Raw genomic sequence first — 14,218 nt, 5'->3', positions numbered from 1 at the left:
TTGTCAGATAAGCCGAAGGCTTTCCGATCGTAATGTGTTACGCCAAACTTGCTTTCACTTGCGCGTGCAGCTCTTGCACTGACGTCACGCTCGCTTTTGCATCGGCAGTATGTGACATACAGGTTGCAAACGCCGCGTTCAGCGTCGTGGTATAGTTCACTTTCTCAGCCAGTGCGCCGCGGCGCAGAACTTTCGAGTCTTCAATCGCCTGACGGCCAGCTGCCGTATTGACGATGTAGGTGTACTCGTTGTTCTTGATGCGGTCAAGAATATGCGGACGACCTTCGTGTACCTTGTTCACCAGACGTGGGTTAATACCCGCTTCGCCCAGAATCACAGCGGTGCCGTGCGTCGCATCCAGTTTGTAACCCAGTTTCACCAGTTTAGAAGCCAGGTCAACCACACGCTCTTTGTCACCTTCGCGAACCGACAGCAGTGCACGACCACCTTCAGGGTAGACGTTGCCACAGCCCAGTTCCGCTTTCGCGTAAGCTTCTGCAAATGTGGCACCCACGCCCATCACTTCACCGGTTGAGCGCATTTCAGGGCCAAGCAGCGGGTCAACACCCGGGAACTTGTTGAATGGCAGCACCACTTCTTTAACCGAGTAGTATGGTGGAATGATTTCTTTGGTAAAGCCTTGCTGTTCTAGCGTTTGACCTGCCATCACGCGCGCAGCGATTTTCGCCAGCGGCGCGCCAGTCGCTTTCGACACAAACGGTACGGTACGCGCAGCACGAGGGTTCACTTCAATCAGGTAAACTTCGTTGTCTTTAACCGCAAACTGCGTGTTCATCAGGCCGCGAACGCCCAATTCCATCGCCAGTTTCTCAACCTGCTCACGCATCTTGTCCTGAATTTCCTGACTGAGCGTGTAAGCAGGTAGCGAACAGGCGGAGTCACCCGAGTGAACACCTGCTTGTTCGATGTGTTCCATGATGCCGCCAATCACGACGCGTTCGCCGTCACAGATAGCATCCACATCCACTTCCGTGGCGTCATCTAGGAAACGGTCCAGCAGAACCGGAGATTCATTCGATACGCTCACCGCTTCGTTAAAGTAACGGCGCAGGTCAGATTCGTCATAAACGATTTCCATCGCACGACCGCCCAGCACGTATGAAGGACGAACCACCAGCGGGAAGCCGATTTCACGCGATTTTTCAATCGCTTGTTCAATCGCCGTCACGGTCGCGTTTTGTGGCTGTAGCAGACCCAGACGGTCGACCGCTTGTTGGAAGCGCTCACGGTCTTCAGCACGGTCAATCGCATCAGGGCTGGTCCCAATGATTGGCACACCTGCCGCTTCCAGCGCACGCGCCAGTTTCAGCGGCGTCTGACCGCCGTATTGCACGATGACACCTTTTGGCTTTTCAACGCGCACGATAGACAGGACATCTTCCAGAGTCACTGGTTCGAAGTACAGACGGTCTGACGTGTCGTAGTCGGTCGAAACGGTTTCAGGGTTACAGTTCACCATGATGGTTTCGTAACCGTCTTCACGCAGTGCAAGTGACGCGTGTACACAGCAGTAGTCGAATTCGATACCCTGACCGATACGGTTTGGACCACCGCCCAGAACCATGATTTTGTCTTTATCGGTTGGATTGGCTTCACACTCGTCATCGTAAGATGAGTACATGTACGCGGTGTCAGAAGAGAATTCTGCCGCACAGGTATCCACGCGTTTGTAAACTGGGTGAATGTTGAACTGGTCACGCAGACGGCGGATTTCGCTTTCAGACACGCCCAGCAGTTTAGACAGACGAGCATCCGAGAAACCTTTGCGTTTCATGGCGCGCAGCACGTTTTCGTTCAAGCCCGCAAAACCGCCCAGCTTCACCTGCTCTTCCATTTTCACCAGTTCTTCAATTTGAACCAGGAACCAACGGTCGATGTTGGTGAGGTTGAAGATGCCATCAATCGACATCCCAGCACGGAATGCATCCGCGATGTACCAAATACGCTCTGCACCAGCTTCTTTCAGTTCGTAACGAATTTTGGTCAGCGCATCTGGTGCGTCTAAATCCACCATTTCGTCAAAACCGGTCGCGCCTACTTCCAAACCGCGCAGTGCTTTTTGCAGCGATTCTTGTTGGTTACGACCAATGGCCATCACTTCACCCACTGACTTCATTTGCGTGGTCAAGCGGTTGTTCGCGCCAGCAAATTTCTCGAAGTTAAAGCGAGGAATCTTCGTCACAACGTAGTCAATCGTCGGTTCGAATGATGCTGGTGTTGCGCCGCCCGTGATGTCATTCATCAGCTCATCAAGGGTAAAGCCAACCGCCAGTTTCGCTGCCACTTTGGCAATTGGGAAACCCGTTGCCTTAGAAGCCAAAGCCGAAGAACGAGATACACGTGGGTTCATCTCGATGATCACCATGCGGCCATCTTTCGGGTTGATACCGAACTGCACGTTCGAACCACCGGTTTCGACGCCGATTTCACGCAGAACCGCAAGAGACGCGTTACGCATCAGTTGGTATTCTTTGTCCGTCAGCGTTTGAGCTGGCGCCACGGTGATCGAGTCACCGGTGTGGATACCCATTGGGTCAAAGTTTTCAATCGCACATACGATGATACAGTTGTCCGCTTTATCGCGAACCACTTCCATTTCGTACTCTTTCCAGCCGATCAGCGATTCATCAATCAGCAGTTCGTTGGTTGGTGATAAGTCCAGACCACGGCGACAGATTTCTTCAAATTCTTCTTTGTTGTACGCGATGCCACCGCCGGTCCCGCCCATAGTAAAGGAAGGACGGATGATACAAGGGAAGCCCACCATATCCAGCACGCGGTACGCTTCTTCCATGGTTTTTGCTGTATCAGCACGTGGACACGCCAGGCCAATCGACTTCATTGCTTTATCAAAGCGTGAACGGTCTTCTGCTTTATCAATCGCGTCAGCGGTTGCGCCGATCATCTCCACGCCGAATTCAGCCAGTACGCCATGTTTTTCCAGCGCCAGAGCACAGTTCAGTGCTGTCTGACCGCCCATGGTTGGTAGGACGGCATCCGGACGCTCTTTTTCGATGATCTTGCGGACCACTTCCCAATGAATAGGCTCGATGTAAGTCGCATCTGCCATTTCTGGGTCAGTCATGATGGTCGCTGGGTTTGAGTTGACCAGAATAACGCGGTAACCCTCTTCACGCAGCGCTTTACACGCTTGCGCGCCTGAGTAGTCAAACTCACAAGCCTGACCGATAACAATCGGACCCGCACCCAGGATAAGAATGCTTTTAATGTCAGTACGTTTTGGCATTGTTTACTACTCCAAATTAAGCGCGGTGTTGTTTAATCAGTTCAATGAAGTGGTCGAATAGCGGAGCCGCATCGTGTGGACCCGGGCTTGCTTCAGGGTGGCCCTGGAAGCTGAATGCCGGTTTGTCCGTGCGGTGAATCCCTTGCAGCGAGCCATCAAACAGAGATTTGTGCGTCGCACGCAGGTTCTCTGGCAACGTCTCTTCATCTGCGGCAAAACCGTGGTTTTGCGAGGTAATCATCACAACATTACGATCCAGGTCTTTCACTGGGTGGTTTGCACCGTGGTGACCAAACTTCATTTTCACCGTCTTCGCGCCAGAAGCGAGCGCCAGAATTTGGTGGCCAAGACAGATACCAAATACCGGAATATTTTTCTCGAGGAAGGTTTGGGTCGCTTCAATCGCATAAGTACATGGTTCTGGGTCGCCCGGGCCGTTTGACAGGAAGATGCCATCCGGATTCATCGCCAACACGTCTTCTGCAGACGTTTGGGCTGGAACCACCGTCAGACGACAGCCGCGGTCCACCAGCATACGCAGGATGTTACGCTTCGCACCGAAGTCGTAAGCCACCACGTGGTATGGCAGTTCGCTCTCGTCTTTCACTTCAGGCAGGCCGCCTTCCAGCGTCCATGAACCTTGTTTCCATTCGTACGCTTCTTTGGTCGTTACCACTTTCGCCAAATCCATCCCTTTCAAACCAGGGAATTCTTTCGCTTTCGCCAGCGCCAACGCTTCGTCCAGATTGTCACCGGCCATGATGCAGCCGTTTTGTGCACCTTTTTCACGCAGGATACGAGTGAGCTTACGCGTATCGATGTCAGCAATGCCGACAATGTTTTGTGATTGAAGGTAATCGGAGAGAGAACGTTCACTACGGAAGTTAGAAGCGAGAAGAGGAAGATCGCGAATCACAAGGCCTTGAGCATGAATCGATGATGATTCTTCGTCTTCGGCGTTGGTGCCGGTATTGCCAATGTGAGGATAAGTCAGGGTAACGATTTGCTGGGAATAGGAAGGATCAGTGAGGATTTCTTGGTACCCCGTCATCGAGGTATTAAAAACGACTTCACCGACGGAAGAACCATCTGAACCAATGGACACTCCGCGGAACACTGTCCCATCTTCTAGGACTAACAGTGCTGATTTACTCAAGACAACCTCCAGAATAAAAATGCAAAAATATTAAATTAAACTGCAAATTTGCCTTCCTTTTCGCGTTTATAGTTTGCTCTAGGGGGTTTCAGACAAATTGGCGGTATTCTAATGAGCGCCGTGACTTCTGTCAACATTCGTTCAAAAATAAAATTATTTTTTGGTAGGTTACAACTAAAAAAGCACGTAAAGGCACTAAAACTGCATGTTTTAGGCACTTTCAAACGATAGTTATGAATGCGCGAATAAAAAACAGTCAGTTTGGAAATTTTTTCCAGACAAATTCATTATTAAAAATCAGGCAAACGATAATCTGAGAAATTAAACTAAAAAAATATCGATTACATTTCAAATCACAAGCCAACGGCTAGAAAACCAAACAAAAGTCAGGGTTAAGTGGTGATATTTTACGAATAGATTTTTGAGGGGTTGGGACGAGATTTATAGAAACGCCGGAGTCACCCGGCGCATAATTATGTATTTATAGCTCATTAAGTCCGAGGACATCGGTCATGGTATAAAACCCAGCCGGTTTTTCGGCAAGCCAGATCGCAGCTTTGACCGCACCATTCGCAAAGGTCATGCGGTCAGTGGCTTTGTGGGTAATCTCCACGCGCTCACCGATGTCGGCAAACATGGCGGTGTGTTCGCCCACAATGTCACCGGCACGAATGGTCGCAAAACCAATCTCATCACGCGTCCGTTCACCGGTGATGCCTTCACGGGCGTATACCGCAACGTCGCTGAGCTTGTTGCCCATCGCATGCGCGATGGCTTCTCCCATACCAATGGCAGTGCCTGACGGCGCATCCACTTTATGGCGGTGGTGCGCTTCGACGATCTCGATGTCGCAGTAATCCCCCATCACTTTGGCCGCTTTTTCGAGTAGCTTAAAGACCAAGTTGACGCCTACGCTGTAGTTTGGCGCCATGACGATTGGCATCGTTTTCGCAGCTTCATCAATCAGCACGCGTTCGGCGTCGCTGAAGCCCGTGGTACCGATCACCAGTTTCTTACCGTGTTTTTGACACAGTTCGATGTTCGCCAGTGTACTGACGGGGGCGGTAAAATCGATGATGACATCAAATTGATCAATCGCTTGTTCTAGGTTATCAACCAGCGCGACATCAAAACGGCCTTCGCCACACAGTTCACCGACATCAACACCAACCAGTGATGATTCGGGGCGCTCAGAGCCTGCACCCACGGTCGCTTTAGGGTGATGGTGGGCAGCTTTAACCAGATTACGGCCCATTCGACCCGCCGCACCTGCAATCGCAATTCTTACCATTGCGTCTTCTCCATTTTCTTTTCGCACGTGCTTTCGCACGGAGTGTCCAACTTGTGTGTTTAAACTACCAACTATAAAGGGCTGTGGCTAGCACTTACGCGAACTCTTTCAGTACGCGCTCTAGCACCGGCACATTGGCTTCGGGGAAGGTGTAGTGCGCAAGATCTGCGATATTGACCCACTCGCCCTGTTGACCTTCACGTCCGTAGGGTTGATGGTTGAAATCGGTCACTAAAATGAAGTCGAACGTCAGCGACTTCTCGGGGTAATCGTATTCCAGATGTTGAAATGGCGTTTGTTGTGTCACTTCAATGCCAATTTCTTCGTCGAGCTCGCGTGCCATCGCTTGTTCAATCGACTCGCCCGCTTCGACTTTGCCACCGGGAAATTCCCAGAAACCACCTTTATGCAGGTTATCCGGACGCTTGGTGATGAAGATCTGCGACTTGTCCTGATTAAAAATAATGCCTGCCACAATGTGAATACGTTTCATAGTTAGGTCCTGTTGACTGAAATCTGTTTGTTTCTAATCGCAAGCCGACACAATGTCCAGATACTTGCGATAAAAAAAGAGCCGCCAGCGGCGACTCTTCTCTCAAGGTAACGGGATCAATCGATCTTACCGTGACACTGTTTGTATTTCTTACCGCTGCCACATGGACACGGTTCATTCCGACCCACTTTACGCTCGTCGCGCACCATCGGCTGGTGATCGTCGTCTTGCTCAGGTGAACCGTCGGCATTGGCGTGTTGCGCTTGCGCGTGGCGAGCAGCCTCTTCCGCTTGTGCACGGCGCTGCGCTTCCATACGCTCCACTTCTTCTTGTTGTTGGACGCGAACTTTTGACAGGATGGTGATCACGTCAGTTTTCAGCGACTCCAACAGGCCCTCAAACAGTTCAAACGACTCGCGCTTGTACTCCTGTTTCGGGTTCTTCTGTGCGTAACCACGCAAGTGAATACCTTGACGCAGGTGATCCATAGCCGCCAAGTGTTCTTTCCACAACGTATCCAGCGTTTGCAGCATGACCGATTTTTCAAAGTTACGCATGACGGTTTCACCCACCGCCTCTTCTTTCGCTTTGTAGACCGTAACCGCTTGCTCAAGAATGCGTTCACGCAGCGCTTCTTCGTAAAGTTTGTCGTCTTCGTCGAGCCAAGTTTGCACTGGCAGCGGTAAATCGAAGTCGTTTTTCAGTCGCTCTTCCAAGCCCTGAATGTCCCACATGTCTTCCAGCGATTGCGGTGGAATGTATTCATCCATCACAGCTGTCAGCACGTCGATGCGGTTCTGTTCAATCATGTCGCTGATGTTTTCTGCGCTCATCAACTCATCACGCAGCTCATACACCACTTTACGTTGATCGTTGGCCACATCATCGTATTCCAACAGTTGCTTACGAATATCGAAGTTACGACCTTCGACTTTACGTTGCGCTTTTTCGATCGAACGTGACAACATCTTACTTTCAATCGCTTCACCTTCGTCCATACCGCTTTGGATCAGACTCGCCATGCGATCAGAGGTAAAGATGCGCAGCAGCGTATCTTCCATCGACAGGTAGAAACGTGAAGAACCCGCATCCCCCTGACGACCCGCACGACCACGCAACTGGTTATCGATACGACGTGATTCGTGACGCTCTGTACCAATGATGTGTAGACCACCAGATTCCAAAACGGCATCGTGCACTTGACGCCATTCCGCTTTGATCGCATCAATTTGCTCTTGCGTTGGGTTGTCGAGGCCTTCGACTTTCGTCTGCCAGCTACCCCCCAGCACGATATCCGTACCACGACCCGCCATGTTGGTTGCGATGGTCACCGAACCTGGTTTACCCGCTTCAGCAACGATTTCCGCTTCTTTCTCGTGGAATTTGGCGTTCAGAACGTTGTGTTTGATCTTGGCTTGTTTCAGGGCGTTCGACAGCAGTTCCGATTTTTCAATCGACACAGTACCGACCAGCACTGGTTGGCCTTTCACCACGCGCTCTTTGATGTCTTCAATGATCGCCGCAAATTTCTCCGCTTCGGTGCGGTAAACCACATCCGGCATATCATTACGAATCATCGGTTTGTTGGTTGGAATCACCACCGTTTCCAAGCCGTAGATCGACTGGAATTCAAACGCTTCAGTGTCCGCTGTCCCTGTCATACCAGACAGTTTTTCATACAGACGGAAGTAGTTCTGGAAGGTGATCGATGCCAGCGTTTGGTTTTCGTTTTGAATCTTCACGCCTTCTTTGGCTTCCACCGCTTGGTGCAAACCGTCAGACCAGCGACGACCCGGCATCGTACGGCCGGTGTGTTCATCCACGATGACCACTTCACCATCATCCGTCACAATGTAATCGACGTTTTTCTCAAACAGCACGTGTGCACGCAGCGCGGCATTCACATGGTGCAGCAAGCTGATGTTGGTCGGTGAATACAGTGTATCGCCTTCCTCCATCAGACCGTTTTTCACCAACAGCTCTTCGACGAACTCCTGACCCGTTTCCGTCAGGTAAACTTGCTTAGATTTTTCGTCAACGGTGTAGTGACCGTCACCGCGGTACTCTTCTGAATCTTCTTTGTCTTGTTTTTGCAGATGTGGAATCAGAGTATTGATGCGAGTGTACAGCTCTGAACTGTCTTCCGCCGGGCCAGAAATGATCAGCGGCGTACGCGCCTCATCGATCAGGATCGAGTCCACTTCATCGACCACGGCAAAGAAACGCGCGCGTTGCACCCGATCTTCTGTGCGGAATGCCATGTTGTCGCGCAGGTAATCGAAACCAAATTCGTTGTTGGTGCCGTACAAAATGTCCGCTTGATAAGCTTCTTTTTTCTCTTGAGGTGGCATGTTTGGCACGTTCACGCCCACAGTCATGCCCAAGAATTCAAACAACGCGCGGTTCGTTTCGGCGTCGCGTTTTGCCAAGTAATCGTTCACTGTGACGATGTGAACCCCTTTACCTGGCAGTGCATTCAGATAAGCAGGTAGAGTTGCGGTTAAGGTTTTACCTTCACCCGTACGCATTTCCGCGATTTGGCCTGCGTTTAGCACCATACCACCGATCAGCTGTACGTCGAAGTGACGCATACCAAACACACGTTTCGAAGCTTCACGTACAGTGGCAAAGGCTTCTGGAAGAAGTTGGTCGAGTGTTTCGCCTTGCTCAATACGTTGACGGAATTCAACGGTTTTGGCTTTCAGTTCTTCGTCAGAAAGCGCTTCAAATGCCGGCTCGTAGTTGTTGATCTCTTTTACAATCTTTCTCAAGCGGCGCAGTGTGCGGTCATTGCGACTGCCAATCACTTTTGTCAGTAGCTTAGTTATCATCTGTTGTGAATCTCTCTTTACTTAGATCTTCCCGATCTACTTTTACTGCCTTAAGTCTCTACCTAATTTCAACTAAGGATACTGAGGTAAGTCATGTATCTAGGGATATTGTGATGGTGATATTTATTTTCAAGGCACTAAATGAATTTAAGTGGCGCCTAGTTTAAGGAATTTTTGATGGAACAACCAATAACAATCCGGTTTGTTTGCATTCGGCTTAACATTTTGTGCGCTTCGCCGGATGTTGAGTGATTAAAAAAGCATCATTGGCCACCTTTTGCGTCCCACGAGGCCTCACCATCAACGTTTTCGTCGCCGTGATTTGTGTATAGAATAGAGTCAGGACACACAGCCGATGAGCATTATGCGAGATCACCGACCCACCAATACCGAAGCGCTGATCGAGTCATCACGACTCAGTCAACTGCAGGAACACGCCAAAGAAATTTTGCAGCTCAATCAGCTCCTCAAAACCCTGCTCCCTCGAGGGACCGAACAGCACGTACGCGCCGCCAATATTCGCGGCGGCCACTTGGTTTTGGAAGCAGCCAGCGCGGCGATCAAAATGAAGATCGATTACGATCGTCTATCCTTGCTCAACCAGCTTCGCGCGCATGGATTCGGTCGTTTGATCAGCATTGACATCAAGATCAACCCGGATCTTTATCGTCATCAGCCCCGTTCAACGGCAAAGCAGGAAGAGGCAAAAGCTCGCCCTCCCCTGACAGAACATGCCGCCCAAGTGTTGATGACCATTGCCGATAGAGCCTCACCCAAAGTGCGTCAGCGGTTAGAGAACCTCGCGAAACTCGCGAAAAAGTGACATAAAAAAAGCCAGACCGAAGTCTGGCTTTTTTCAATAATCTGTTCGCTTATGCGATAACCATGTTGGGTTCTGCGAATGCCACTGGCGAACCAGCTTCTTCTTCAAACGTTGCCCATTCCCAAGCTTCTTGATCTGCCAGCACTGCGCGCAGCAACTGGTTGTTCAGACCATGGCCTGATTTGTAAGCACAGAATTCACCCACAATCGCATGACCACACATGTATAGGTCACCAATTGCATCCAGAACTTTATGCGTCACAAATTCGTTGGCAAAGCGTAGGCCTTCTTCGTTCAGGATACGGTAGTCATCCAAAACGATGGCACAGTCGAAGCTACCACCCAGACACAGGTTTTGTGACTGAAGGTATTCAATATCACGCATGAAACCAAAGGTACGAGCACGAGAGATTTCTTTCACAAAACCTTGTGAAGAAAAATCAAACACTAAGTGTTGCTCATCGCCGTCGATCGCTGGGTGGTTAAATTCGATTTCGAAATCCATTTTGAAGCCGTTGTGCGGGCGCAATTCTGCCCACTTATCACCATCTTCAAAACGCACCGGTTTCTTAATACGAATAAAACGTTTCGGAGTGTTCAACGTTTCGATGCCGGCTTGTTGCAGCAGGTATACAAATGGGCTAGCACTGCCATCCATAATTGGAATTTCAGGCGCATCCACTTCAACAATAACGTTGTCGATCCCCATCCCCGCCAATGCCGCATTCAGGTGTTCAACCGTTGAGATGCGAATGCCTTCATCATTCACCAGAGCGGTACACAACATGGTGTCGCGTACAGATTCTGGGTCTGCTGGAAAGTCCACAGGTGGGTTTACGTCGGTACGACGGTAAATAATACCAGTGTTTGCAGCAGCTGGGCGAAGAGTTAACGTGACCTTACGACCAGAGTGAAGGCCCACCCCAGTTGTTTTCACTATTTCTTTCAGTGTACGTTGTCTGATCATCTACTTGCCTCTAAATCGATGCCACAAAGCTCGGCCGGTAAAGTTACCGACCGACATCCTACCAGAATTTTGAACAGTGTCAAATTGTGGCGAGATCTTAATCAGCCTGACGACGCAAGAAAGCAGGGATGTCAAGGTATCCACTCTCTTTCTCTTGCTTAGGCGCAGTGCTTTGGCTTGCAGAGGAAGAGCTGCTTGACGCGGCCGGTGCTGGCTGTGTTTTCACTTCAACTCTTTCTTGCAAAGGTTGTGCCGCTTTCTCTTCCACTTTGGCTGCCGGAGCAACGGTTTGTTGTGGTTGAGTTGCTTGCACTGGCTTCGCTTTACCGCCTGCCACCAACGTAATATCTGGTTTGCGTTCGTTACCGATACCCGTTGCAACAACCGTTACGCGAATCTCGTCTGCCATGTCTGGATCCAGAGATGTACCGATTACCACGGTCGCATTGTCAGAAGCAAACGCTTTAACAGTATTACCGACAGTTTCGAATTCATCCAGGCGCATATCCAAGCCAGCCGTGATGTTCACCAGTACGCCGCGAGCGCCAGCGAGGTCGATGTCTTCCAAAAGTGGACTTGAAATCGCCATTTCTGCCGCTTCTTCAGCACGGTCTTCACCCTTCGCAACACCGCTACCCATCATGGCATGACCCATTTCCGACATCACAGTACGTACGTCTGCAAAGTCGACGTTGATCATGCCCGGACGAGTAATCAGTTCTGCGATACCTTGTACTGCGTTCTTAAGCACGTCGTTCGCGCTGGCAAAGGCTTCAAGCAAAGTGATACCACGACCCAGTACTTTCAGCAGTTTTTCGTTCGGGATGGTGATCAAAGAGTCGACATGTTTCGACAGCTCTTCAATACCTTGTTCCGCAAACGAAAGACGTTTTTTACCTTCGAAGCTGAATGGCTTAGTGACAACAGCAACCGTCAGGATACCGAGTTCTTTAGCCACTTCCGCAATCACAGGAGCAGCACCAGTACCGGTACCACCACCCATACCAGCGGCGACAAATACCATATCGGCACCCATCAGCACTTCTTTAATTCGATCTTTATCTTCGAGAGCTGCGTCACGTCCAACTTGCGGATTCGCACCCGCACCTAAACCTTTAGTAATATCACCGCCGATTTGAATGACTGTGCTTACGCTGGTTTTACGAAGTGCTTGCGCATCTGTATTGATACTGATGAATTCCACGCCTTCGATGGATTCACGCACCATGTGTTCTACGGCGTTACCGCCGCCACCACCAACCCCAACGACTTTAATTACAGCATCGTCAGACATTTCCATCATCGGTTCAAACATGTGTTATCTCCGTTTTTCCTGCAACTCAGGTTAAAACTCTTTTTGTATCCAGTTACGCAAACGACCCAATAAGCCCGACATTGATTGGCGCTTTGGCTCTTGATATTCAGTATCGTCGTTAATTTGACTGTCTCTTGCGTAATGAAGTAAACCAACTGCCGTAGAATGATACGGCTCTTTAACGTAATCCGTCAGACCACTCACCTCAAGAGGTTTGCCAACTCTGACTTGGTTGCGGAACACACGCTCCGCACACTCAACTAATCCTTCAATCTGCGCTGCACCGCCGGTTAAGACAATGCCGGCAGCCAAGTGGTGCTTGATGCCGTCTTTACGCAGTGTTTCCTGTACCGAGTCAATGGTCTGATTCACCAGCCCCATTAACTCAGTGTAGCGAGGCTCAATCACTTCCGACAAGGTTTGTCGTTGCAAACTGCGTGATGGGCGCCCACCCACACTCGGAACATTAACCGTATCATCCTTGCTTACTAACTCACTCAGCGCGCAGCCATATTTCACTTTGATCTCTTCGGCGTCGCTCACGGGAGTTCCGAAAGCAAACGCGATGTCACTGGTGACGGCATTGCCCGCATAAGAGAAGACTTCGGTATGTCGCAGTGCGCCACCAGTCCAGACGGCAATATCCATTGTCCCTGCACCAATATCGATCACGCACACACCAAGTTCGCGCTCATCTTCAGTGATCACGGCATTACTTGCCGCCAACCCTGAATACACTAACTGTTCAACTTTTAATCCGCAACGTTCTACGGCTTTAATGATGTTTCTTGCCATATCGTTGTGGCAAGTAATCAAATGTACGCTGACTTCCATTCGCACACCTGATAATCCTAAAGGATTTTTAATGCCTTCTTGATAATCAATCGTAAATTCTTGAGGAATCACATGCAAAATTCGCTGCTCTTCACCAATTTTGATTGATTTTGCGGTATGAATCGCCCGATCCATGTCGTCTTGCGACACTTCTTCATCGGAAATAGTTCCCATACCTTTTTCAATTCGGCTCGCAATGTGACGGCCGGAAATCGACAGAAACACATTGCTGATTTGGCATTCCGCCATCAATTCTGCTTGGTCAATGGCACGCTGAACCGATTTCACAACCGATTCCAGATCGTTTACGCCACCTTTATCCATGCCTCGGGAAGGACTGGTGCCCGCACCGATAATGTTTATCTGACCGTCAGGGAGAACTTCTCCCACTAAAGCTGATACGGTGGCGGTGCCGATATCCAGACCAACAATGATGTTGTCATTAGCAGTTTTAGTCATCTTTATTCTCTTGTGCTAACTCTTGTTCTGAGATCCAACCTACTGCGGCGCCTGTATCGTATCTGAGGTCAATGTAGCTGACTTTATCAGCGTCATTGCCCAACTGCTTATACAGTAGAAAAAACCGTGCTATCCGTTCGTCCAACGACTCTTTACCCAGTTCCAAGCGAATGCCGTTATCCAGAATAATCTGCCAGGCACGACGCTCATTCAGCAGTAACGACGAGATGTTACGACCGATGTTCTGAAACTGTGCGTTATATTCTCGCCAGACGTTTAACACTTCCGGAGCACTGCCATCTGGGCCATACAACTTCACGTGCTCGCCTTTCACCACGCCGATATCACCGTCAAAAACGATGCCATCGTCATCAAGTAAGGCATTGCCATTCCAAATCGCCTGCACTTGGTGCTCCGTTAAGAACACTTTTATCGTGTCAGGCCACTGTTTCCGAATAGATGCATGTGCAACCCAAGGAATGGACTGCACACTGCTTTGCAGCGCATCGATATCCTGAGACATAAAGGTGCCGATGTGCTCTAAGCGAGCAAACGAGCGCTGAACATCCCGCGTTGACACGTATTGTAAGTCACCTTGCAAAACGATTTTAGAGAGTGGCAGACGCTGCTCATCCCACATCCAACTGATCGTCGAATACAACAAAAAACCAATCAACAACAACACCACCAGGAAAAAGCTGCCTCCAACGGCATGCTGTTTGACTAGTGGTGAACTGGATATTCGACGGCCTTCGGCTAACACGCTGTTTATCAAAGTCCG

10 protein-coding genes are annotated in these 14,218 nt (G+C 49.9%); 1 reads left to right on the top strand and 9 read right to left on the bottom strand.

Annotated elements, in window-relative coordinates:
- Positions 1-37: 37 nt before the first annotated feature.
- The 5 genes from carB to secA form a co-directional block, all read right to left on the bottom strand.
- On the bottom strand, positions 38-3,268 hold the full coding sequence (gene carB / locus ACS18Q_RS02490) for a carbamoyl-phosphate synthase large subunit (protein WP_004724121.1): 3,231 nt from the start codon (positions 3,266-3,268) through the stop codon (positions 38-40).
- Between the two features lie 16 nt (positions 3,269-3,284).
- Complete coding sequence (gene carA, locus ACS18Q_RS02485; protein ID WP_038150640.1) at positions 3,285-4,424, bottom strand: glutamine-hydrolyzing carbamoyl-phosphate synthase small subunit; 1,140 nt, start codon at positions 4,422-4,424, stop codon at positions 3,285-3,287.
- Positions 4,425-4,905: 481 nt separating this feature from the next.
- Positions 4,906-5,715 carry a 4-hydroxy-tetrahydrodipicolinate reductase gene (gene dapB, locus ACS18Q_RS02480; RefSeq protein WP_004724117.1) on the bottom strand — a complete coding sequence of 270 codons (810 nt, stop codon included), beginning with the start codon at positions 5,713-5,715 and terminating at the stop codon, positions 4,906-4,908.
- A 94-nt stretch (positions 5,716-5,809) separates the two neighbouring features.
- Positions 5,810-6,208, bottom strand: a complete 399-nt coding sequence (gene mutT / locus ACS18Q_RS02475) for an 8-oxo-dGTP diphosphatase MutT (protein ID WP_004724115.1) — start codon at positions 6,206-6,208, stop codon at positions 5,810-5,812.
- Between the two features lie 116 nt (positions 6,209-6,324).
- On the bottom strand, positions 6,325-9,039 hold the full coding sequence (gene secA / locus ACS18Q_RS02470; RefSeq protein WP_014205748.1) for a preprotein translocase subunit SecA: 2,715 nt from the start codon (positions 9,037-9,039) through the stop codon (positions 6,325-6,327).
- A 364-nt stretch (positions 9,040-9,403) separates the two neighbouring features.
- Here secA and ACS18Q_RS02465 point away from each other — a divergent pair, with 364 nt between their 5' ends.
- Complete coding sequence (locus tag ACS18Q_RS02465) at positions 9,404-9,862, top strand: DUF721 domain-containing protein (protein WP_038150650.1); 459 nt, start codon at positions 9,404-9,406, stop codon at positions 9,860-9,862.
- Between the two features lie 49 nt (positions 9,863-9,911).
- On the opposite strand, the gene lpxC is transcribed toward ACS18Q_RS02465, so the two are convergent.
- The 4 genes from lpxC to ACS18Q_RS02445 form a co-directional block, all read right to left on the bottom strand.
- The gene (gene lpxC, locus ACS18Q_RS02460; RefSeq protein WP_014205749.1) at positions 9,912-10,829 is read right to left on the bottom strand and encodes a UDP-3-O-acyl-N-acetylglucosamine deacetylase; all 918 of its coding nucleotides are present in this window, start codon (positions 10,827-10,829) and stop codon (positions 9,912-9,914) included.
- A 97-nt stretch (positions 10,830-10,926) separates the two neighbouring features.
- On the bottom strand, positions 10,927-12,144 hold the full coding sequence (gene ftsZ, locus ACS18Q_RS02455) for a cell division protein FtsZ (protein WP_004723755.1): 1,218 nt from the start codon (positions 12,142-12,144) through the stop codon (positions 10,927-10,929).
- 30 nt (positions 12,145-12,174) lie between these two features.
- Complete coding sequence (gene ftsA / locus ACS18Q_RS02450) at positions 12,175-13,437, bottom strand: cell division protein FtsA (protein ID WP_004723757.1); 1,263 nt, start codon at positions 13,435-13,437, stop codon at positions 12,175-12,177.
- On the bottom strand, positions 13,430-14,212 hold the full coding sequence (locus tag ACS18Q_RS02445; protein WP_038150565.1) for a cell division protein FtsQ/DivIB: 783 nt from the start codon (positions 14,210-14,212) through the stop codon (positions 13,430-13,432). Before ACS18Q_RS02445 ends, ftsA begins: the two co-directional genes overlap by 8 nt.
- Positions 14,213-14,218: the final 6 nt, after the last annotated feature.

It is taken from the genome of Vibrio sp. Vf1514 (assembly GCF_052076135.1).
Lineage (GTDB): Bacteria > Pseudomonadota > Gammaproteobacteria > Enterobacterales > Vibrionaceae > Vibrio > Vibrio furnissii.
This window is presented reverse-complemented; position numbering and strand designations above follow the sequence as displayed.